We start from the raw sequence: 20,992 nt of genomic DNA on the forward strand, positions 1-20,992 counted from the left end.
CAAGGTAGGCGCTGCGGGCCACAAAAAAGCGGCCCGCACAAGGTGCGGGCCGCTTTCAGTTTACGGGTGCTGGGTAGCCTACCATACTTTGGCCCGGTCCGCTTGGGCGCGCACCATTTTGGCGTCGTCCTTGCAACCGAAGGCCTCGAAGAACTGGGGCATGTTCATGAGCGGGCCGCTGGTGCGGAACTGGGCCGGGGAGTGCGGATCGGTCATAACTTGCTGGCGCAGGTACTCGGGGCGGGCGTTGGTGCGCCAGATCTGGGCCCAGGCCAGGAAGAAGCGCTGCTCCGGTGTGAAGCCGTCGTACTTCGGCACGTTGCCGTTGGGATACTGCTTCTTGAGCTGCTTTTGCAGGGCCGTGTAGGCAATGTTCAGACCGCCGAGGTCAGCCAGGTTTTCGCCCATCGTGAGCTTACCGTTCACGAACACCGAATCCAGGGGCGAGAAAGCCGAGTACTGCTTGCCTACCATGTCGGCGCGCTGCTCAAACTTGGCGGCGTCCTCCTTGGTCCACCAGTCGCGCAGGTTGCCTTCGGCATCGTACTGGCGGCCCTGGTCGTCGAAGCCGTGGGTGATTTCGTGGCCGATTACGGCGCCCATACCGCCATAGTTTACCGCATCGTCGGCCTTGGGGTCGAAGAAGGGCGGCTGCATGATGCCGGCCGGAAACACGATTTCGTTCATCGGCGGGTTGTAGTAGGCATTCACGGTGGGCGGCGTCATGCCCCATTCCTTGCGGTCAATGGGCTTGCCGTAGTGCGACAGGTTGTCCATGGAAGCCCACTGCCGAGCCGCCAGCACGTTTTTCAGGTACGACTCGCGCGAAATGGTCAGGGCCGAGTAGTCCTTCCACTGGTCGGGGTAGCCGATTTTTACGGTGAAGGCATTCAGCTTTTTGAGGGCTTCCTGCTTGGTAGCCTCGCTCATCCAGTCCGACTGGCGGATATGCTCGCCCATGGCCTCCCGGATGTTCTGCACCATTTCCATGGCCTTCTGCTTGGTTTCCGGTGTGAAGGCCTTGTCCACGTAGAGCTGGCCGAAGGCTTCGCCCAGGGCGCGGTCGGTGGCGGCATTCATGCGCTTCCAGCGGGGCTGCTGGCGCTTGGCCCCGGTGAGCACCTGGGAGAAGCGGAACGACTCGTCGCCGAAGGCCTTGGGCAAGGCCGAGGTTAGCGAAGAAGCCATGTGCCAGCGCAGGTAGGTTTTCAGGTCAGAAATTGGCTCCTGCTTCAGCATGGCGCTTTCCTCCTTGAAGAACTCCGGCTGACCCACGATGACCGTTTTCACGGTACCCAGCTTCATGGCTTGCAGGGCCTGGGGCAGGCCCAGGTTCGGGAACTGCTTGTTGGCCTCAGCCACCGTCATCTTGTTGTAGTTCGACTGCGGGTCGCGCAGGGCCACGCGGCTGCGGCTGGCCTTGGCCAGGCGCGTTTCCAGGCGCATTACGGCTGCGGCATTTTTAGCGGCTGCGGCTTCCGAGTCGCCGAGCAGCTTAAAGGTGTTGGTGAGGTAGGTCTGGTAGGCGGTGCGGATACCCTTTGAGCGGGCATCATCCTTGAGGTAGTAGTCCCGGTCGGGCAGCGTCAGGCCGCCCTGGTAGAGCTGAAATGCGTACTCCGTGCTCTTTTTCTCGTCCTGGCCTACGCCGGCGTTGTAGAAAGCCCCAGTGCTGTAGAGCTGCTGCCGCACGATTTCGTTTTGCAGCCCCTTAAGGTCCTTGATGGCATTGATGCGCGCTAGTTCGGGCTGCAAGTACTTCAGGCCCGCCTGCTCAATGGCGGCGGAGTCCATGGCCGTGGCGTAGTAGTCGCCGACCCGCTGGGCGTTGGTGCCCTTGGCGGCCGAGGTGTTAGCTGCGGCTTCCTGCAGAATCTGGCGCATTACGGCGTTGTTCTGGTCGGCCAGCAGGTTAAAGGAGCCCCAGCGCACTTCGGAAGCGGGAATGGGGTTGTTTTTCAGCCAGTTGCCGCTGGCGTACTGGAAAAAGTTGTCGCAGGCACTAACGGAGTTATCAATGTTTGCCACGTTGAGGCCAACTCCCTGCGGGTCGGCAGCCGGAGCGGGGGTAGCGGCAGCCGGCGTAGTAGCAGCCGCCGTGGGCGCGGCGGTTTTGCTGGAGGCGCAGCCTGCCAGCGAAAGGCCGGCCGCCGCTACGACCGCCAACGTCAGGCTATTGCGGTTTTTCATGGAAAAGGAAATGGTAAGGTGGAACTACGGTTCTGTACAGCAAGGTAAAATAAATTCCTGGCCGCGGCTACTTGCGCTGTGGAACGCAACAGCAACACCATATCGTTGCGCCTTGCCTTCAAGGCAGTGAAATGGTGATGTGGTGATTTAAAAACGCTGGTCATCCTGAGCTGGCGAAGGGTCTTACTACGCCAAAGCGAGTTGTTGCTACGATGTCGTGCTCCTGTCATAAGGTCCTTCGCCAGCTCAGGATGACCAGCGTTTTCCAGTAACTCAATCACCGAATCGCTAAATCACCGCATCACCATTTCACCACCTCGTTCTGCGTAACTTGCGCATCTGATGCCACTGTATAACCGCCGCCCCGAGCCGGGGCTTACATCGGCCAACTCGCCGGCCTTACCACCCGCGGCCCTGCCCCTGAGCGAGCTGCTGGCCCGGGTGCGCCAAACCCTGAGCGAGCGGTTCGCGGATTCTTATTGGGTAGTGGCCGAAATTGCCGACCTCACCCTTCCGCGTTTCGATGGGGCCCATTGCTACCTCACCCTCACCGACCAGCATACTACTGGCCGCGGCGCTCAGCTTAAAGCGCAGGCGCGAGCCACCATCTGGAGCCAGCGCTTCCAGCAGCTGAGCGTCGTGTTTGAGGAGCAGACTGGCCTAACCCTGCGCACGGGCCTGAAGGTGATGCTGCGGGTGCAGGTGAAATTCCACGAGCAGTTCGGCCTGAGCCTCGACGTACTCGCCCTCGACCCCACGTACACCGTCGGCGACCTGGCCCGGCTACGTCTCGAAACCCTGCGCAAGCTGGAGGCTCAGGATCTGCTGGAGCGCCAAAAGCGGCTGACGCTGCCCATTGGCGTGCAGCGGGTGGCCGTTATTTCGTCGCCTACCGCCGCCGGCTGGCAGGACTTTGTGCAGCAGCTGCAGGAGGCTCCCTACGATTTCTCCATTACCCTGTTTCCGGCCCTGATGCAGGGCGATGATGCCCCGGCCAGCATTCGGGCGGCGCTGGATGCCATCCGGGGGCGCCGGCACGAGTACGATGCCGTGGTTATTATCCGGGGCGGGGGCTCGAAAACCGATCTGCTGGCCTTTGATGACTATGGCCTGGCGGCGGCTGTAGGAGCTTTTCCTCTCCCGGTGCTGACGGGCATTGGCCACGAGCGGGACGAAGCAGTACTAGACCTGACGGCCCACACGGCCCTGAAAACCCCCACGGCCGTGGCTGCCTTCCTGATTGAGCGCCTGGCCCGCCTGGAGGCCGCGCTGGAAGGCTACGGCCTGCGCATTCGGGAGCTGGCCCAGGCCCGGGTGCAGGTAGAAAATGGCCGACTAAGCCGCTTGCTTCGCCACGCCCACCTGGCGGCCCACGGCCAACTGCAAGACCAGCGCGAGGCCCTGCACCAGCGCATCCGGCAGGCGGCCGCTACCCCCCGCGCCCAGCTGCGCCAGCAGGAACATCAGCTGATTCGGCGGCGGCACCAGCTGCAGCGCGCTGCCCGCGCGGCCGTGCGCCACCACGAGCAGGGCCTGCGCCGGCGTGGCCGCCTGCTGGCCCGCCATTTCCGGCGCCTGCACCGGCGGCGCTGCGAGCAGCTTCTAAGCCAGCGCTACGCTCTGCAGCTGGCCGCCACCCGGCTGCTGCACCGCGCCGAGCTGCGTTTGGCGCAGCTGAATACCCAGCCAGCCCCCGGAACCATTCGCCTGCTCACGCCTAAGGGTCAGGCCTTTACTGGCCCATTGCGCGCGGGCCAGCAAGTGCTGCTGCGCCTGCCCGATGCGGTAGTGCCGGCCCGCATTGGGGGGCAGCTCCCCCTGTTACTTTCCTAGCCTCGCACTTCTCATGTCGCCCCAAAACCTTACCTATCGCCAAGCCATCGAAGAACTTGAAACCATTCTGCGCGCCCTGGAAACCGATGCCGTAGATGTGGACGATCTGACGGCACGCGTGCAGCGTTCGGCCGAGCTGATTCGCCTCTGCAAACAAAAGCTGCGCTCCGCTGAATCGGCCATTGATCAGGTGTTCGAAAACCTGGAAGAAGAGGACGAGAACGGCGATTAGAAAGGCCGCAGCTTGCGCTGCATACCTAATCTGGTATATTTGAAACCAGTAATTCTGCCTTTGTCTTCTATTGCCTGCATGTCTTCCTCCCCTGAACAACCTACCCCATCTTTTACGCTGGATCAGGCCAGCGACTGGACCCGCCGTTACCGCGACCAACACACCGACCGGATCAAGGGCCATCATTTTTCCCGTGCTACTCTAGAAGCTATTCTGGCCCAGCCCAACTGTGCTGGCATCCGCCTGTATTATGGACGGGATGAGCAGAATGAGCGGCGGCTGATTCTGGTGGGTACCGATGGGGAAGATCAGGATTTGCTGGCTACGGCCTCGTCGCTGGAAAGTATACCCGATGAGCTGATGGTTAGCTCCTCGGCACCAGCCGAAAGCAGCCTGGACAGCGTAGCATCTACCCAGATAGAAATAGGCACGCCCTGTCCGCCCAGCTGTAGCATCAGCAATCCACTCAACAGTTAAGCCAGTACTTCGTCAGCTTTTGCCCATGTCAGATACTTGGATAAAAGCGTATGTGGCGTTTGAAATCAGCGTTAACCTTACCTTTTTCCTGCCAGCCATTTTAGCGTGGCGGTGGTGGCCGCGGCTGCCACCGCCTTTTCGCGTATTGGCATTACTGACCATATTCATCCCGGTTATGTTCGGCTTTTCCAGGCTGGCCATCGCCCTGTGGAAATATAATCTGGCGGTTGGGCATGCCACCACCTTTGGGGAAGGCCTTCTGTATTTATGGTATTTTCGGCGCTTATTTAAGAATACAAAATACAAACCAGTAGCCACTATTTTGATGGCGGCTTATGTTGCTTTTGCCTTAACCGATTCGCTGTACTTGGAAGGATTTGACAAGTTAAATTCCTATACTAATGCCGTAGAAAGTTTTCTGTGTATCAGTTTTATTTTCTTATATTTTGAGTATTTCCTACTTAAAGGCAAGCTAAATTCCCCGACACGCAATCCAGTATTTATAACCAACTGTGCTATTTTAATTTACATGACCAGCACCGTAGGAATTTATCTTTTTCTAAACAATTTCATTGCTCAGAATGATGCCGACGCGGTTTACCGCATCTATTTTATTAATCTAGTAATGCTGCTGTTTCTGAGCATCACGCTGGCTCGGGCATTTTGGCTGGTAGGTCCGGTTGCTACCCCCGCAGATCGGTACTGTATATCTTAGAAAACAGCTTGCGGCTTAGGCGTACTTACCTACCTTTAAAAGCACTTGCTCCCTACACCACACACCTTACGTCCGCCTGCATGGCCCAACACGCTACCGATCCTCTACCGGGCTTCGACCCGAACGCCGGAACTCCCATCGACCCCGCTACGGCGGAGCAGTGGACTAAGAATTATCGTCAGCAGCCTGCCACCGAGGCCGAGCTTACCGGTGCCAAGCGCATCAATGCGTATTATTTTAGTAACCAGCTGCTAGATGATATCAAGCAGCAGGCTGGTTGCGTGGGCCTGCGTTTTTACATGGGCCTTGACAAGCCCAAAGCTGAAGAGAACAAGCAGCCAGAATACCAGCTGTTGGTAGTTGGCGTAGATAAAAACGGGTATGATATCGTGCCCCGGCCCGCGGCGGGCGAGCAGCCGGCTACTGATGATGGAATTGTGGGAGATGGTTCATCAAAGTGTCCTTCAGTGTGTGACCCTACCAGCCCTTTGCAAACTGGCGCGTGAGCTTCTGGCTATCCTGCCTAGCTATTGTAATCAGGATATGCAGTATGTTATCCGTAGTGCCGCTTGCAGTTTATATGGGGCGGAGGGAGTTTATTCCTAAACCCTTCCGCCCCATTTTTTATTATTTTTTACTGGATGTAGGATGCGTTATTATAGATGCTGCATGCCGCAGAATATTACATAATAATAGCCCTGCTTTTCATATATCAACTGTCTGCGACATTACAATCTTATGCATAATTTTCAACTCTATTTACCAAGGGAGAAAACTAATTATAAAGTTAGCATGGCTTATTTTTATTACTGTCGAGATTATTAGTGCCTGCACTGTTGACCCGTTCCTGACCAGTATTAATGTAATAGGTCGATTTACAGGTAGCTTTCTGATAGCCTCAGTGGCTTTAACTCATGCCTGGCAGCTTAAGCCAACCACGCATACTTATCCTGAAAAAAATCCGGAATTAGTATTCGCCTCTATTGTGCTAATCTATTATACAAGCACGGCACTACTTATTACGGCCCAGGAACTACACCAACGCGGTTGGTTTGCTGACTTTATCTCGTTACCAGCCTCAGGGGTTCAGTTTGAGCTATTGAGTTTGTCTTTGTATCCCCCCATTCGGATTATGCACATTGCGCTATTATGTTATTTGCTGTATCTATTTCCGGGGCACCGCTCTGTTCGTCAGGCCTTGCCCCGCTGGCTGCGCTTCCGGTTAGGCTGGCGCCCGCCCACTGAGCCCCCACGGTATCGGGTGCTTTCAGGGCACCTGATCAAGTAAAACCCTGTATCTTGGACAGGAAAATTTGGCTTTTGCTCCTTTCTATGCCCGACGCGCTTATCCCATTGGTCCTCGTGACGCCCATTCTGCTGCTATTGGCGCTGGGCATCGTGGGCTTTGTGGTGCGCTACCAACGGCGGCTAATTCAGCAGCAGCTGGAGATGCAGCAGCTGCACGAAGCCGCCCAGCAGCAGGCTCTGGAAGCAGCCCTGCTGGCCCAGGAAGAGGAACGCCGCCGCATTGCCGGCGACCTGCACGACGGCGTTGGAACTACCCTGGCCATTGTGAAGCTGCACCTGAACACCCTGGACCAGCCCGAGCTTACCCAGGAGGCTTCCTCTCTGCTGGACCAGGCCATTAACGAGGTCCGCCGCATTTCCCGGAACCTGCTCCCGGCGGCCCTGCAGAAATTCGGGCTGCCCTTTGCCCTGGAGGCCTTGGCCCGCACCGTCCCCGCCGATGGGCCTACCCAGGTGGAGGTAGAGCAACGGGGCCAGCCCCGCCGTCTCGACCCCAAGTATGAATTGATTGTATACCGGGTAGTGCAGGAGCTGCTGGGCAATGGGTTGCGCCATGCCTATGCCGCCCATATTCATATTGTGGTAGAATTCGGGCCGGAGCAGCTAGCCCTGCGCTATTCCGATGATGGAGTGGGCTTTGACCCGACCCTGCCCGATCAGCCACCCGCGCCCGGAACCCGTACCGGCCTGGGATTAACCAACTTACGCAGCCGGGTTGGCGTACTACGGGGAACCCTGCGCCACGAATCGGCGCCGGGGGAGGGAACCCGGGTTTGGATTTCCTTACCCATTCCGTACCTTTCTACAATTCAAACCGCTCCCTCCTCAGCCCTATGAGTGCCACCACGATTCGCTTAGCCGTAGTTGACGATCATATCCTATTTCGTAAGGGGTTGCGGGCCCTTATTAGCGGTTTTCCTGGGATGGAGGTTTTGTTTGAAGCCGGTGACGGGCAAGAGCTCTTGGAACACCTGGACCAGGGCAACATTCCGGACGTGGTGCTGATGGATTTGCAGATGCCCGTGCTCGATGGGCTGCAAACCGTGCGCCTGTTACGCGCGCAGTATCCGCAGGTGCGGGCCATTATCATTTCCATGCACGATGAGCCCGAGCTGATTGATTCTCTGCGGGCTGAGGGAGCACACGGGTATCTGCTTAAAAACGCTAGCCCGGAGGAAGTACGCGGGGCCATTCAGAGCGTAATTGACAACCGCCCAAATCCGGGTAGCTCCCGGACCCTGCTCACGGCGTCTTTCTAAGGAAGCACTTACCGCTAGCCAGCAGTCGTTTTTTTGCAATTTACTTTCTGCCCCTGCGGTAGCGGCTGCGGCCTGCTTACCGCAGGGGCGCTCTATTCCAGCTCCGCTGAAGGGTCCCAGAACAGGCGCTTGAAGTCTACTACCTGGTCTTTCTGTACCGTGGTGCCTTCCGCTTCGAGGGCCTCCTGCATGGCCGTGGGCGAGGCAAAGTGCTGACGCCCAGTAAGCAGGCCGTTGCGGTTTATTACCCGGTGCGCGGGCACGTATTCAGGCGCCGTGTGCGCGGCCATCATGGCCCACCCTACCATCCGGGCCCCGTGCCGGGCTCCCAAATAATGCGCAATGGCGCCGTAGGTAGTCACCCGGCCGGCGGGCACCAAACGCACTACCTCATGCACTTCCTGGAAGAAATTACGCTGCTTTTCGGTGGGGTTACGGGGGATGGACATAGGGCTTAAAATTCTATTTCTGCTGCTAGTTTCCGGTTTTTTGCTGGAATAAACCACCTCCTTCTTCTGCCTGCACGGTCGGCCCCGGCGGGCCATTTACTGGCCTTGGTTACGGGTAAGTAGTGGGTAGCGGCAAGCAACCCACTCTTTTTTTCTGTGTCTTACCCCCATCATTCGCCTTCCCTTCCTCCTGTCCCAACTTAATGCCAATGGTTAGCGTTCTGACGGTTGCTCCCACCTCTACGCACCGCACTGGGTCAGGCACCTCACTTGTAGTAGCTACATGCAAACGCAGCAACAAACCGAACAAGAAGTAACTGAAAACCGCTCCGGTGGCGCCGGCCGCCGCATCGTGTGGGTGCTGGTGGCCTTGGCCGTTATTGGCGCGCTGGCCTTCATTAAAATCAAGTATTTCCCCTCCCAGAGTGCCGAAGGCAAAAGTGGCCCCGGCGGTGGTAAAGGTGCTGGCGCTGGCGGCGGCAAAGCAGCCCCCGGTGGCAAAGGTGGTGCAGGAGGCGGCCAGAAACTGCCCGTGCAGGTGTACGTGGTGCAAGCCACTAACCTGGCCGATGAGGTAGCCGCTACGGGCTCTATTCTGGCCGAGGAGTCGGTAGTTATCAAAAGCGAGATTTCGGGCAAGATTACCAGCCTCAACATTCGAGAGGGCCAGCCCGTGAGTAAGGGCCAACTACTGTTTAGCATCAACGCCGACGAAATCCAGTCCAGCCTGCGTAAGCAGGAGTACAACATCAAGCTCTACCGCGACCAGGAGCGGCGGCAGCGCACCCTGCTCGATAAAGAGTACATCAGCGCCCAGGAATACGAGCAGGCCAACAACCAGCTGCTCACGGCCCAGGCTGATTTGCAAACCTTGCGCGCCTCGCTGGCCAAGGCCTACGTGCGGGCGCCATTTTCTGGGGTGCTGGGCCTAACCACAGCCACCGTAGGCACTTACGTTAGCCCCGGCGCCGAAATAACGACGCTTTCCAAGGTAAAGCCGGTGAAAATCAACTTTACGGTGCCCAGCCGCTTTTCCAACCTGGTGCGCACCGGCGACCCTATCACCATTACTGATGAGGCCTCGAACAAGAAGTACGAGGCTAAAGTCTACGCTCTCGACCCGCAGATTGACCCCGTAAGCCGCACCCAAACTGTGCGCGCCCGCTACAGCAATAGCAGCAACGAACTGCGCCCCGGCGCTTTCGTAAAAGTAAATCTGCAACTGGGCGAAACCTCAAGCGCCTTGCAGGTTCCCACCGAGGCTGTAATACCAGAAGCCAACAGCTACAGTGTGTACACGGTACAAGGCGGTAAGATGGTCCCAAAAAAGGTAAAAATTGGCGTCCGCTCTTCCCGCCTGATTCAGATTACTGACGGCCTAGCCGTTGGAGACTCCGTAATTCGAACTGGCATCCTGCAGGTTAAACCTGGCGACGCGGTACGTGTCGTTAAGTAAGATTCTACCCAGTGTCTGGCACTAGAAAGCGTGATGGTTTAGCGTAATCCGTTACCCTTTGCTGCGAGCCACTGCGTTTCCCACTGCGAACTTCTGCGTGAAAACAACTCATGAGCTTATCATCAACTAGCATAAATCGGCCGGTGCTCGCCATTGTGATGAGCCTGGTCATTGTGATTTTCGGGGTGATTGGGTTTCGTTACCTCAGCGTCCGGGAGTACCCGAGCGTCGACCCACCTATTATCACGGTTTCGGCCTCTTACACCGGCGCTTCGGCCGACGTAATGCAGGGCCAGGTGACGGAGCCGCTGGAAGAAGCCCTGAACGGCATCCAGGGCATCAAGAACCTGACGTCCAACTCCCGCGACGGCCGCACCCAGATTACCGTGGAGTTTGACCTCGACGCCGACCTGGAAACTGCCGCTAACGACGTGCGCGACAAGGTTTCGGGGGCCCAGGGCCGCCTACCCCGCGACATCGACCCGCCGGTAGTCAGCAAGGCCAACGCCGACTCCCAGCCCATTGTGATGACCTACCTCAGCTCCAGTCGGCGCAACCTGCTGGAGCTAACCGACTACGCCAATAACACCCTCAAGGAGCGCCTGCAAACCATACCGGGCGTGTCGGAGGTGCGGGTGTACGGGGAGCGGAAGTACTCCATGCGCCTGTGGCTGGACCCGGTGAAACTCTCAGCCCTGGGCGTGAGCCCCGTCGACGTGCAAGCTGCCCTGACCCGCGAAAACGTGGAGCTGCCCAGCGGCTCGGTGCAGGGCGAGGCCACCCAGCTCACGCTCCGCACCATGGGCCGCCTGAGCACAATCGAGGACTTCAACAACCTGATTATCCGCCAGGATGAATCGTCCTTGGTGCGCTTGTCGGACATCGGTTACGCCGAGCTCTACCCCGAAAACGACCAGACCATCTTCAAGGTGAACGGCGTGCCGATGGTAGGTTTGGCGGTTATTCCCCAGCCCGGCTCCAACCAGATTGACATTGCCGACGAATTCAACCAGCGCATTGCCCTCTACGGCAAGGACCTGCCCAAGGACTTGGTACTGAAGCCGGGTTTCGATAACTCGGTGTTTATCCGCAAGTCCATCAATGAGGTAGAGCACACCATCATCGAGGCCTTCGTGCTCGTGGTCATCATCATCTTCCTCTTCCTGCGCGACTGGCGCTCCACCATCATTCCGGTGGTAGCCATTCCGGTGTCGTTGGTGGGTATTTTCTTCGTGATGTACCTGATGGACTTCTCCATCAACGTGCTGACCCTGCTGGCAATCGTGCTGGCCATTGGCCTGGTAGTGGATGATGCCATTGTGGTGCTGGAAAACATTTACTCCCGTATTGAGGAAGGCGAGGACCCCAAAACGGCGGCCATTAAAGGCTCCGAGGAAATTCTGGTGGCCGTAATCAGTACCACCATTGTGCTGGCGGCCGTGTTCCTGCCCGTGGTGTTCCTGACGGGTATTACGGGCCGTCTGTTCCGGGAATTCGGGATTGTGGTGGCCGGCTCGGTACTGATTTCGGCCTTCGTGTCCCTGACCCTGACGCCCATGATGTGCTCGGTGCTGCTCAAGCGCCAGGAAAAGCACAACTGGTTTTACCGCAAGACGGAGCCTTTTTTCCAGAGGATGATTGGTGGCTACCAGAGTAGTTTGGAAAGCTTCCTGCGCAACCGCTGGATGGCCTGGCTGATGGTGGCTGGCACGGGCGTGGGCATTTGGTTTTTCATGAAAACCATTCCTTCCGAGCTGGCTCCTATTGAGGACCGGAGCCGTGTGAACATCAACGCCACGGGCCCCGAAGGCGCTTCCTTTGAGTTCATGGACGCCTACATGGCCCAGCTTACCAAGCTGGCCATGGACACGACCGGGGAGCAGAACCTGAGCAGCGTGTTTGCCGTGACGTCGCCGGGCTTCGGGGGCGGCTCCAACTCCGGCACGGCCCGCGTGCTGCTGCTCGACGCCGATGAGCGCAAGCTCACCCAGCAGCAGCTTTCCGACAAGCTCAGCGCCGGCGTGAAAAAGCTGACGGCCGCCCGTACCTCGGTGTCGCAGGACCAGAGTATCGGCGGCGGCGGCGGCGGCCTACCGGTGCAGTTTGTTATTCAGACCCAGGACTTCGACAAGCTGCGCACGGCCGTGCCCAAGTTCCTCGACGCGGCCCGCCAGGACCCCACCTTCCAGTTCGTGGATGTAAACCTGAAGTTCAACAAGCCCGAGCTGCGCGTGAACATCGACCGGGAAAAGGCCCAGAGTTTAGGCGTATCAGTACAGAGCATTTCCCAAACCTTGCAGTCGGGTTTGAGCGGGCAGCGCTACGGTTATTTTATCCGGGAAGGCAAGCAGTACCAGATTATCGGGCAGGTAGCGCGCGAGGACCGCAGCCAGCCCCTGGACGTGCGTCTGCTTTCGGTGAAAAATGCTGATGGCGAGCTGATTCAGCTGGACAACGTGATTCGGTTGCAGGAAAGCAGCACGCCGCCCCAGCTTTATCGCTTCAACCGCTACAACTCGGCTACCTTCTCGGCCTCCCTGGCCCCGGGCCGCACCCTCGGCGACGGGATTGCCGCCATGCAAGCCGTGGCCGACAAAACCCTGGACGAGACCTTCTCCACCGAACTGGCCGGCGCCTCCCGCGACTTCCAGGAGAGTTCCTCTTCTTTGGTTTTTGCCTTCGGCCTGGCGCTGGTGCTGATTTACCTAGTGCTGGCCGCCCAGTTTGAGAGCTTCCGCGACCCGGTGATTATCATGGTGACGGTGCCTCTGGCCTTATCGGGGGCCCTGCTGAGCTTGTGGTACTTTAACCAGACGCTCAACCTGTTTTCCCAGATCGGCATTATCATGCTGGTGGGGCTGGTGACCAAGAACGGTATCCTGATCGTGGAGTTTGCCAACCAGCAGGTCGAGCACGGCAAGGACTACATGACCGGCCTGATTGAGGGCGCTACGGCCCGTTTCCGCCCCATTCTGATGACCTCGCTCTGCGCCATTCTGGGTATTCTGCCGATTGCCGTGGCTACCGGCGCGGGCGCCCTGAGCCGGCGCGCCATGGGAATTGGGGTAGTGGGCGGCTTATTTTTTGCTACGGCCCTAACCTTGTACGTGGTGCCGGTTATGTATTCCTACTTCGCTACGGCCAAAAAGCACAAGCAACCGGCCGCCGAAGAAAAAGCAGTTGTGGCGTAATCGTGCCTTCTTTCGTTCTATCCCAACCGCTCGGTGTTCAGCCGCTGATTTCCTCCATGCGTCGTTTCTTCCTTTTTGCTTTTCTGCTGACCTCACCCCTGCCTTTGCTGGCCCAGCAGCCGGTGCTACCCGAGCGTCAGCCTAGCACCCAGCCCCAGAGCAAACCCCAGACGGAAAAGCCCGAAACCGTAGCCCCCGCGCCTTCGCTTACCCTAGCCGAGGCCATTCGGGTTGGGGTAGAAAACAACTACAACATCCGGCTTTCCCGCCAGGATGTGCGCATTGCCGAAAATAACGTCACGCGTGGCAACGCCGGGCAGCTGCCCACCGTCAACGGCAACTTTACCCGCAACTTCAACCGCAACAACGTGCGGCAGGAATCCTCCAGCCGTCCCGAGCCGAGCATTGCCAACGGGGCCCAGTCTAACCTACTGAACGCTAACGTAGCGGCCACCTGGACCATATTCGATGGGTTTGGGATGTTCATTGCCTACGACCGGCTGCAGGCCCTGGAGCAAAGCCAGCGCCAGTTGAACCGGGCGACGGTAGAGGAAACGGTGGCCGATATTACGGATGCCTACTTTGTGGTAGTGCGTGAGTCGGGCAAGATCAACTCCATTGAAGAAGCCCTGAAAATCGGTCAGGCCCGCATCGACCTGACGCAGGCCCGCGTGGATGTGGGCGTTAGCGCGAAAGTGGAAGTGCTGACGGCCCGCGTGGATTACAACGCCGACCGTTCGGCCCTGATTCAGCAGCAGGAAGCCCTGAAAACCGCCAAAATTACCCTCAACAACCTGCTAGGCCGCAATCCTAACCTCGATTTTCAGCCCCAGGACTCCATTGTGGTTGCCCAGGACCTAAACCGGGACGTGGTGCTTCAAGCCATCCGGCAGAACAACCCCCGGCTGCAGCAGGCTCGGACCAACACGGAAGTTGCTACCTACGACCGGCGACTGGTGCGGGCTTCCCGGTTTCCGCAAATCGGTCTTACCTCGGGCTACGGCCTGAACCGCAACATCAACGGGGCCGCATTTTTTGGCACCCAACTAGTTACCAACACCAGCCGCACCTTCGGCCTGAACTACGGGGTAGTGGCCTCCGTGCCCATCTTCGACGGCTTTAACCGCACGCGCCTGGAGCAAAACGCCCGCATTGCCGAGGAGCAAAGCAAGCTCCAGCTCGACCAGACCCAGCTGCAGCTGGATGCTGAGGCGGAGCAGGCCTGGGCCCAGTACCAAAACCGGCTGCAGTTGCTGGAGTTAGAGGAAGCCAACATCCTGCTGGCCCGCGAAAACGTGGCCATTGCCCTGGAGCGCTACCGTCTGGGTTTGCTCACGCCCCTGGCCCTGCGCGAAGCCCAGCGCACCCAGCTCGACGCCGAAGTACGCCTCCTTGACATCCGCTACCAAGCTAAGCAGGCGGAGATTATCCTACGCCGCCTAAGTAGCGGCTTGGTGCAGGAAGGCACTACTCAGCCCTAGTGTTAGCCCCAAGTTTGCATGCTGGTTCGCCACCGAAGTCTAGGCCCAGTGGCTGGTAGCGGCCACTCCTACCTAGTGGCACAATAAGCCCTGCTTCTCAGCGCCTCACCCTTTGCTGGATGGGGCGCTGTTGCGTTTATGCGTCCTTATTCTAGGATAGAGAATTCCTTTAGCCACAAAAAACACGCTTTCAGTGGGAAGATGACATAGTCTAGCGAAGAAAGTCCCGGCCTGGGAAGCGGCACAGTAGCTTTGATTCATCATCAGCGCCACTGCACATCAACTGCACATGTTTACTTCTGTACTCCGCCTCTGCCTCGTCTTCTTTGCACTGTCATTCTGCCTGCCCACTGAATCGTCGGCGACGGCGCTGCGCGGCCGCGGACTGTTACCAGCCGTGCGGGCCAAGCTGAAAGGCCAGCACCACTTGCACCGCCCCAACTACCGCCCCTACCGGGCCAACCGGCACTTCTAAGTAGCGCAGGCTTGGGAGCGGCTGTGGCTGCTTCGAGGCAGAAGAGTACCAGTGTGCAACACACATAAGCGTGCCGCCCCGGCTGCTTCCTACCTGATACCGCGTGAGGGTAAGGGGAGGACAGCCGGGGCGGCCTGTTTCTAGGTAGTGCTAGATTCCGAGCCTATGGTGCGGGCAACACCTGAGTTGCCCGCAACTGCTCCAGGGCGGCCAGCGTTTCCTTGCGCTTTTCCTTGTCTTTCTCTTCCTGGGCCACCGGCTCCTGAACGGGCGTGCTGAAGAACGCCAGCAGGTGCTGGCGCTGCGGGACCGTCAGGTGGTCAAACTTCTTGTCGGCTAGCTTGCGGAGCCATTCGCCGTAAGTTTCATCGGTCAGGGCGTACTCGCCTAGCTTGGTGAGTTTACCGGTGTCGAAGTCGGCGTTGGACAGTTGAGGGCCCACGGCTACTGCCGTGTCCTTGGGCTCTTGTTCCAGCAGGGTGCAGTAGTTGCGCATCACCGTTCGGAAGCTGGCTTTGAACAGCTCCTGGGCTTCGGGTGTCGGGAGCTTAAAGGCAAACGGCCGCAGCGGTCCAATCTTAGGCAGCACCCGCACGAAGTACGACAGGATGCGGGCCCCGGTGCCGGGGTGCTCGTAGTCGGTGCCGTAGCGCTGGCGGTACTCCCGCTCACTTTCCTTGTACACGTACTCGCGGCGGCGGGCCTGGGGGCTCAGCTTACGAATATCCTTTTTCTGGGACTGCCAGGCGGCCCGGCTGGCAATGGGAATGAGGCTGCGTACGGCAAACCGAAACGAGCTAATGGCCAGATCAACATTGAACACCACCTGGCCCAACTCCAGCCCGTAGGTTTTCAGAAACGCCCGCTCCAGCACCGGCTTGCTTACCTGGAACCCGATGTAGCGCTGGTAGTCGGCGCTGCGGTAGCGGCCGGCGGCCACCTGCACCACATCGAAGGCAAACTCCAGCTGGGTGTGCTGAATGGGCGCTTCCTCGTAGGTAATGACGTCGCCAAACTTGGCTTTCAGATCGGGGTAGACGCTGGGCATGGCGCGGTTGGTGCCCTCCGGGTGGCCGTGAATATCGGCGGCGTAGTGAGCCAGGGCCCCGAGGGCAAAGGCGTACTCGTTTCGGTCGTGGGCCTCATCGAGCAGGCTTCGCACGAAGTCGCCGGAGCGCACGTAGTGGGTCAGATTGGTAAATAGCTCGGAGCCAAAGGGGTAGTAACCCATGTCCTGCAGAATGGAGCCCCCGTAGGCATAGCTTTTGGCCTCGTTAAGTTGCTCCTCGCTGGCCCCGGGGTAGCGCTGCTGCAAAAGCGGCAGCAGGCAGCGCGCCCAGCTGGAATCCACGTTGGCCTGGTGAGTAAGCACGGAATAGGCCGAGGCCGGCTGCGTAGTCAGCCCCAGCAGGAGCACTACGCCAACAATCCATTTCAGCATAGAACAGTAGGCCGGGCCGGGCAAAGTAGCTCAACCGCAAGCCTTGGCTTTACGCGGGCCCGCAACCCCTGGTTGTAGCAACCCGAATGGAACCGGGGAGCAGCAGCGCCACCGTCCACGGGTTGGCGTATCAAGCTCAGTTACGGCAGTTCAGGTTGTTGACGAGGTCCCTCTCCTTTTTTCAGCTAGGGGTTGGGGTAAAGCAAAACTCCTTGGGCTGTGTGAAAAGGAAGAACCTTTAATTCAAAAAAGCGCGTCATGCCGAGGCGCAGCCGAAGCATCTCACGGGCTGAGGTTGTGGTAGTACACCAACGATTCGAGCGAGATGCTTCGGCTGCGCCTCGGCATGACGGGCGTTGAGCTACATAGGAACACGGCTTACGAAGTCGTAGCCCGGCTATTTTTCGTCGGACCTGAATTCATACGCATTCCAAATTCCCCGCCCCTCATCGTTTTTCCGAACAACTCCCTGCGACAAGAGTTACCTTTGTCGTGATGAAACCAGTAGTGGCCTTCTTTCTGGGAATCCTGATGCTCGTGAGCAGCCTGGTGCCGCAAAACGACTTGTCGGAGCTGGGGAAGCTGCCGGAGCTGGCCCGCCACTACCGCTACCACCGCGCCTTATCCGGCGGCCACCTCTCGCCCCTGGCGTTTCTGGTACTGCACTACGGCCCCCACGGCGCCGACCACCGCCGCCACCCCTACTCCCAGCGCGACGCCCAGGACCACCACAAGCTGCCCCTGGAACAGCACCACCACGACTGCGTGATGGTCAGCTTCGTGCTGCCCACGGGCCGCGTGCTGCTGCCGACACCTCCCCCAAGCTGGCCAACGGCCGGCTACCACAGCACGGTAGGGCCCTTGTACACGTTCAGCATGAGCGGCTCCTTACTGCAGCCACCCCGAGCATAAACAGCTACGCCCCCGGACGGAGTGCGTCCGGGGGCTACGTTTGTATTGTCTTTTTCTGCTGATTTTGCCTCCGCTCATAGGGTAATGACGCCTTGTTCTGCGTCTTCTCACCCATTGATGTTGTTGAACCGCTCGTGCCAAACGAAGCCAGGAATTTGGGGTAGTTTCCAGAAGGTGAACTCAGATTCCTCGCTTCGCTCGGCAGGACAGTCGGTGCCGGTTGTCCTGGCGCCAAGACGCGAATACGCGCCCGGTGCAACCCGCGGAGGCAACACTCCTTTTCTACTATGCTTTCCCGTATTATCCGGGCCAGCATCCACAACAAGCTGTTTGTGGTGCTGCTGCTCGTGGCGCTGGTGGGGTGGGGCGGCTACTCGGCCGTGCACCTGCCCCTCGATGCCATTCCCGATGTTACCAACAACCAAGTTCAGGTTATCACCCAAAGCCCCGCGCTGGCGGCCCAGGAGGTAGAGCAGCTGCTGACCATTCCGCTGGAGCTGAGCCTGCGCACGATTCCGGGCGTCACGGAAATCCGTTCTACCTCCCGCTTCGGCCTCTCGGTGATTACCGTGGTGTTCGAAGACGACATCAGCACCCTGCAAACCCGGCAGCTGGTGGCCGAAAAGCTGCGCACCGCCGAGGCGGAGCTGGGCGCGGGTCTGGGCCGGCCCGAAATGGCGCCCATCACCACCGGCCTGGGCGAAATCTACCAGTACAGCATTGGCATCAAGTCTGGCTACGAAAAGCTCTTTTCCCTTTCTAAGCTGCGCGAACTGCAGGATTGGGTGGTGAAGCGCCAGCTAGCCGGCGTGCCGGGGGTAGTAGACGTGAGCAGCTTCGGGGGCTACGTGCGCCAGTACGAAGTCAGCGTGAATCCTGAGCGCCTCAACGCCAGCGGCGTGACCATGCGCGAGCTGTTTGAGGCCCTGGAAGCGGGCAATGCCAACACCGGCGGCTCCTACCTGGAGCGGGGCCGCAATGCCTACTTCATCCGGGGCGAGGGCCGCGCGGCCTCGTTGCAGGACGTGGGCAGCATGGTTATCAAGCAGGTAGGCACCGCGCCCCTGCTGGTGCGCGACGTGGCGGAGGTGCGCTTCGGCCACTCCGTGCGCTACGGGGCCATGACCTTCAATGGCCAGGGCGAAACCGTGGGCGGCATCGTGCTCATGCTCAAGGGCGCTTCTTCGGAGCAAACCATCAAGGGGGTAAAGGCGCGGGTCGAGGAAATCAACCGGCTGCTCCCCCCGGGCCTCTACGTGCGCCCCTTCCTCGACCGGACCAAGCTAGTAGACACGGCCATTCACACCGTCGCCAAAAACCTGATTGAGGGCGGCATCATCGTGATGGTAGTGCTGCTGGTGCTGCTGGGCAACTGGCGCGCCGGGCTGGTGGTAGCCTCCATGATTCCGCTGTGCATGCTGTTTGCGCTGGGGCTGATGCGCACCTTCGGCGTGTCGGCCAACCTGATGAGCCTGGGCGCCCTGGACTTCGGGCTCATTGTGGACGGGGCCGTGATTATCGTGGAAGCCATGATTTTCCACCTCGTGCACTTCCGCCAGAAAGCCGAGCACGAAACTATGGACCAGGTAGCCGAAACGGCCGCCACCCGCATGATGCGCTCAGCTCTATTCGGCCAGCTCATCATCCTCATCGTGTACCTGCCCATCCTGGCCCTGACCGGCATCGAGGGCAAAATGTTCCGGCCCATGGCCCTGACGGTGAGCTTCGCCATTGTGGGGGCCATGCTCTTGTGCCTGACCTACGTACCGGCCGTGTCGGCCTGGGCTTTGCGCAAGGACATCAAGGAGGAAGGCACCCTGGCCGACCGCATCATGAAGTTCTTGTACCGCGGCTACCGCCCCATCATCCTCGGGGCCCTGCGCCTGCGTGGGCTGGTGGCCGGGGCGGCCGTGGGGTTGCTGGTGCTGGCCGGGGTAGTGTTTGCCCGCATGGGCGGCGAGTTTATTCCGCAGCTGGATGAGGGCGACTTTGCTGTGTACGTGGGCTTGCCGCCGGGCTCCTCCCTGGCTCAGAGCATTGCCACCACCACCCAAGTGCAGCAGATTCTGCTCCGGCAGTTCCCCGAAGTAGAGCAGGTGGTGGGCAAAATCGGCACTTCGGAAATTCCTACCGACCCCATGAGCCTGGAAGACTCCGACCAGATTGTGGTGCTCAAGCCCCAGGCCGAGTGGACCTCGGCGGGCTCGCGGGAGGAGCTGGCCGGCAAGATGAGCGAGGCCCTGGCCGGCGTGCCCGGCGTCAGCCTGGAGTTTCAGCAGCCCATCCAGATGCGCTTCAATGAGCTGATTTCCGGGGTGAAGTCCGACATCAGCATTAAGATTTACGGCGACGACCTGGGCCTGCTCTTCGACAAAGCCAACGAAACCGCCGACCTGATCCGTCCCCTGGCTGGCGTCGGCGACCTGAAGGTGGAGCAGATAGCGGCCCTACCCCAGCTGCGCGTGATCTACAACCGCCAGAAGCTGGCCCAGTACGGCCTGCGCGTTTCGGACCTGAACACCCTGCTGCGGGCCTCCTTTGCCGGCGACGTGGCGGGCCAGGTGTACGAAGGCGAGCGGCGCTACGACCTGATCGTGCGCCTCGACAGCACCAACCGCCGCAGCATCCAGGACCTGCGCGGCCTCTACGTGGATTTGCCCGGCGGCGAGAAAGTGCCCCTGGAAGAAGTAGCCACCGTGGACTTCCGCAACGCCCCTATCCAAGTGTCGCGCGACGATGCCCGGCGCCGCATCAACATCGGCGTAAACGTGCGTAACCGCGACGTGGAAAGTTTGGTGACGGATATTCAGCAGCAGCTCACCGCCAAGCTCAAGTTGCCAGAAGGCTACTCGCTGAAGTACGGCGGGCAATTCGAGAACCTGCAGCAAGCCAAGTCGCGCCTGGCAGTGGCTGTGCCGGTGGCCCTACTGCTGATTTTCGTGCTGCTCTACCTCTCCTTCCATTCCGTGAAGCAGGCCCTGCTGATTTTTACGGGGATTCCGCTGGCGGCCATTGGGGGCATTCTGGCTTTGTGGCTGTGCGGGATGCCGTTCAGTATTTCGGCGGGGGTAGGCTTCATTGCCTTGTTTGGGGTAGCCGTGCTCAACGGCATCGTGCTGGTGGCCAGCATCAACGAGCTGGCCCTGATTGGCATTACCTCCGTGCGCGAGCGGGTGCTGAAAGCCACCGCCGAGCGGTTCCGACCGGTGCTGCTCACGGCGGCCGTAGCCTCCCTGGGCTTCCTGCCCATGGCCCTGAGCAACTCCGGCGGCGCCGAGGTACAGAAACCCCTGGCAACAGTGGTTATCGGGGGGCTGATTTCGGCTACCCTGCTCACGCTCGTGCTACTGCCGGTGCTCTACACGCTTTTCACCAAAGACGGAGAGCAAAGCCCCGTGGAATCCACCCCGGAAGCCCTGGCTGATGCCCGCGAAAACCATGAATTCTAGCTTGCTACTGCCAGCACGCTGCCGAGACGCGACACGTGGCTACGCCGACCTTCCGTGCGCGTCTCGGCACCAGACAGCTGGCTATTTGTCATTCCGACGCAGGAGGAATCTGGGTTGGCCTCTT

Annotated in this window: 16 protein-coding genes; 13 read left to right on the forward strand and 3 right to left on the reverse strand. The window is 59.4% G+C overall.

Annotation, left to right across the window (positions count from 1 at the left end; translation table 11 throughout):
* Positions 1–78 precede the first annotated feature (78 nt).
* Complete coding sequence (locus IEW18_RS05720; protein WP_188556853.1) at positions 79–2,190, reverse strand: M13 family metallopeptidase; 2,112 nt, start codon at positions 2,188–2,190, stop codon at positions 79–81.
* Positions 2,191–2,532: 342 nt separating this feature from the next.
* Between IEW18_RS05720 and xseA the strand changes: the two genes are divergently transcribed.
* From xseA to IEW18_RS05755, 7 genes are all read left to right on the forward strand, one after another.
* A complete protein-coding gene (xseA, locus tag IEW18_RS05725) occupies positions 2,533–4,023 on the forward strand; it encodes an exodeoxyribonuclease VII large subunit (protein ID WP_188556854.1) in 1,491 nt (496 codons plus the stop codon).
* A 13-nt stretch (positions 4,024–4,036) separates the two neighbouring features.
* A complete protein-coding gene (gene xseB, locus IEW18_RS05730; protein WP_188556855.1) occupies positions 4,037–4,255 on the forward strand; it encodes an exodeoxyribonuclease VII small subunit in 219 nt (72 codons plus the stop codon).
* A gap of 78 nt (positions 4,256–4,333) precedes the next feature.
* Positions 4,334–4,732 carry a hypothetical protein gene (locus tag IEW18_RS05735; RefSeq protein ID WP_188556856.1) on the forward strand — a complete coding sequence of 133 codons (399 nt, stop codon included), beginning with the start codon at positions 4,334–4,336 and terminating at the stop codon, positions 4,730–4,732.
* Positions 4,733–4,757: 25 nt separating this feature from the next.
* Positions 4,758–5,447: a hypothetical protein gene (locus IEW18_RS05740; RefSeq protein ID WP_188556857.1), complete on the forward strand. Its 690-nt coding sequence runs from the start codon at positions 4,758–4,760 to the stop codon at positions 5,445–5,447.
* 80 nt (positions 5,448–5,527) lie between these two features.
* On the forward strand, positions 5,528–5,953 hold the full coding sequence (locus IEW18_RS05745) for a hypothetical protein (protein ID WP_188556858.1): 426 nt from the start codon (positions 5,528–5,530) through the stop codon (positions 5,951–5,953).
* 826 nt (positions 5,954–6,779) lie between these two features.
* Positions 6,780–7,592: a sensor histidine kinase gene (locus tag IEW18_RS05750; RefSeq protein ID WP_188556859.1), complete on the forward strand. Its 813-nt coding sequence runs from the start codon at positions 6,780–6,782 to the stop codon at positions 7,590–7,592.
* On the forward strand, positions 7,589–8,014 hold the full coding sequence (locus IEW18_RS05755) for a response regulator (RefSeq protein ID WP_188556860.1): 426 nt from the start codon (positions 7,589–7,591) through the stop codon (positions 8,012–8,014). Before IEW18_RS05750 ends, IEW18_RS05755 begins: the two co-directional genes overlap by 4 nt.
* Positions 8,015–8,106: 92 nt before the next feature.
* On the opposite strand, the gene IEW18_RS05760 is transcribed toward IEW18_RS05755, so the two are convergent.
* Positions 8,107–8,463, reverse strand: coding sequence for an MGMT family protein (locus IEW18_RS05760; RefSeq protein ID WP_188556861.1), 357 nt, complete (start codon positions 8,461–8,463; stop codon positions 8,107–8,109).
* A gap of 283 nt (positions 8,464–8,746) precedes the next feature.
* On the opposite strand from IEW18_RS05760, the gene IEW18_RS05765 reads away from it, so the two are divergent.
* From IEW18_RS05765 to IEW18_RS05780, 4 genes are all read left to right on the forward strand, one after another.
* Complete coding sequence (locus tag IEW18_RS05765) at positions 8,747–9,919, forward strand: efflux RND transporter periplasmic adaptor subunit (RefSeq protein WP_188556862.1); 1,173 nt, start codon at positions 8,747–8,749, stop codon at positions 9,917–9,919.
* A 110-nt stretch (positions 9,920–10,029) separates the two neighbouring features.
* The gene (locus tag IEW18_RS05770) at positions 10,030–13,110 is read left to right on the forward strand and encodes an efflux RND transporter permease subunit (protein ID WP_188556863.1); all 3,081 of its coding nucleotides are present in this window, start codon (positions 10,030–10,032) and stop codon (positions 13,108–13,110) included.
* 56 nt (positions 13,111–13,166) lie between these two features.
* Positions 13,167–14,591 carry a TolC family protein gene (locus IEW18_RS05775; RefSeq protein WP_188556864.1) on the forward strand — a complete coding sequence of 475 codons (1,425 nt, stop codon included), beginning with the start codon at positions 13,167–13,169 and terminating at the stop codon, positions 14,589–14,591.
* Between the two features lie 289 nt (positions 14,592–14,880).
* Positions 14,881–15,066 (forward strand): hypothetical protein, encoded by a 186-nt coding sequence (locus IEW18_RS05780; RefSeq protein ID WP_188556865.1) that lies wholly within the window; start codon positions 14,881–14,883, stop codon positions 15,064–15,066.
* Positions 15,067–15,229: 163 nt separating this feature from the next.
* Here IEW18_RS05780 and IEW18_RS05785 read toward each other — a convergent pair whose 3' ends face one another.
* Positions 15,230–16,507: a zinc dependent phospholipase C family protein gene (locus IEW18_RS05785; protein ID WP_188556866.1), complete on the reverse strand. Its 1,278-nt coding sequence runs from the start codon at positions 16,505–16,507 to the stop codon at positions 15,230–15,232.
* A gap of 495 nt (positions 16,508–17,002) precedes the next feature.
* Between IEW18_RS05785 and IEW18_RS05790 the strand changes: the two genes are divergently transcribed.
* Together IEW18_RS05790 and IEW18_RS05795 are read left to right on the forward strand one after the other, a co-directional pair.
* On the forward strand, positions 17,003–17,419 hold the full coding sequence (locus IEW18_RS05790) for a hypothetical protein (RefSeq protein ID WP_188556867.1): 417 nt from the start codon (positions 17,003–17,005) through the stop codon (positions 17,417–17,419).
* 287 nt (positions 17,420–17,706) lie between these two features.
* A complete protein-coding gene (locus IEW18_RS05795; protein WP_188556868.1) occupies positions 17,707–20,868 on the forward strand; it encodes an efflux RND transporter permease subunit in 3,162 nt (1,053 codons plus the stop codon).
* Positions 20,869–20,992 lie beyond the last annotated feature (124 nt).

The organism is Hymenobacter glacieicola, assembly GCF_014640315.1.
GTDB lineage: Bacteria > Bacteroidota > Bacteroidia > Cytophagales > Hymenobacteraceae > Hymenobacter > Hymenobacter glacieicola.

What these genes read in the sequence shown, in the direction of transcription:
- IEW18_RS05720 (WP_188556853.1), bottom strand. Translation starts at nt 2,190, where the DNA reads ATGAAAAACCGCAATAGCCTGACGTTGGCGGTCGTAGCGGCGGCCGGC.
- xseA (WP_188556854.1), top strand. Translation starts at nt 2,533, where the DNA reads ATGCCACTGTATAACCGCCGCCCCGAGCCGGGGCTTACATCGGCCAAC.
- xseB (WP_188556855.1), top strand. Translation starts at nt 4,037, where the DNA reads ATGTCGCCCCAAAACCTTACCTATCGCCAAGCCATCGAAGAACTTGAA.
- IEW18_RS05735 (WP_188556856.1), top strand. Translation starts at nt 4,334, where the DNA reads ATGTCTTCCTCCCCTGAACAACCTACCCCATCTTTTACGCTGGATCAG.
- IEW18_RS05740 (WP_188556857.1), top strand. Translation starts at nt 4,758, where the DNA reads ATGTCAGATACTTGGATAAAAGCGTATGTGGCGTTTGAAATCAGCGTT.
- IEW18_RS05745 (WP_188556858.1), top strand. Translation starts at nt 5,528, where the DNA reads ATGGCCCAACACGCTACCGATCCTCTACCGGGCTTCGACCCGAACGCC.
- IEW18_RS05750 (WP_188556859.1), top strand. Translation starts at nt 6,780, where the DNA reads ATGCCCGACGCGCTTATCCCATTGGTCCTCGTGACGCCCATTCTGCTG.
- IEW18_RS05755 (WP_188556860.1), top strand. Translation starts at nt 7,589, where the DNA reads ATGAGTGCCACCACGATTCGCTTAGCCGTAGTTGACGATCATATCCTA.
- IEW18_RS05760 (WP_188556861.1), bottom strand. Translation starts at nt 8,463, where the DNA reads ATGTCCATCCCCCGTAACCCCACCGAAAAGCAGCGTAATTTCTTCCAG.
- IEW18_RS05765 (WP_188556862.1), top strand. Translation starts at nt 8,747, where the DNA reads ATGCAAACGCAGCAACAAACCGAACAAGAAGTAACTGAAAACCGCTCC.
- IEW18_RS05770 (WP_188556863.1), top strand. Translation starts at nt 10,030, where the DNA reads ATGAGCTTATCATCAACTAGCATAAATCGGCCGGTGCTCGCCATTGTG.
- IEW18_RS05775 (WP_188556864.1), top strand. Translation starts at nt 13,167, where the DNA reads ATGCGTCGTTTCTTCCTTTTTGCTTTTCTGCTGACCTCACCCCTGCCT.
- IEW18_RS05780 (WP_188556865.1), top strand. Translation starts at nt 14,881, where the DNA reads ATGTTTACTTCTGTACTCCGCCTCTGCCTCGTCTTCTTTGCACTGTCA.
- IEW18_RS05785 (WP_188556866.1), bottom strand. Translation starts at nt 16,507, where the DNA reads ATGCTGAAATGGATTGTTGGCGTAGTGCTCCTGCTGGGGCTGACTACG.
- IEW18_RS05790 (WP_188556867.1), top strand. Translation starts at nt 17,003, where the DNA reads ATGAAACCAGTAGTGGCCTTCTTTCTGGGAATCCTGATGCTCGTGAGC.
- IEW18_RS05795 (WP_188556868.1), top strand. Translation starts at nt 17,707, where the DNA reads ATGCTTTCCCGTATTATCCGGGCCAGCATCCACAACAAGCTGTTTGTG.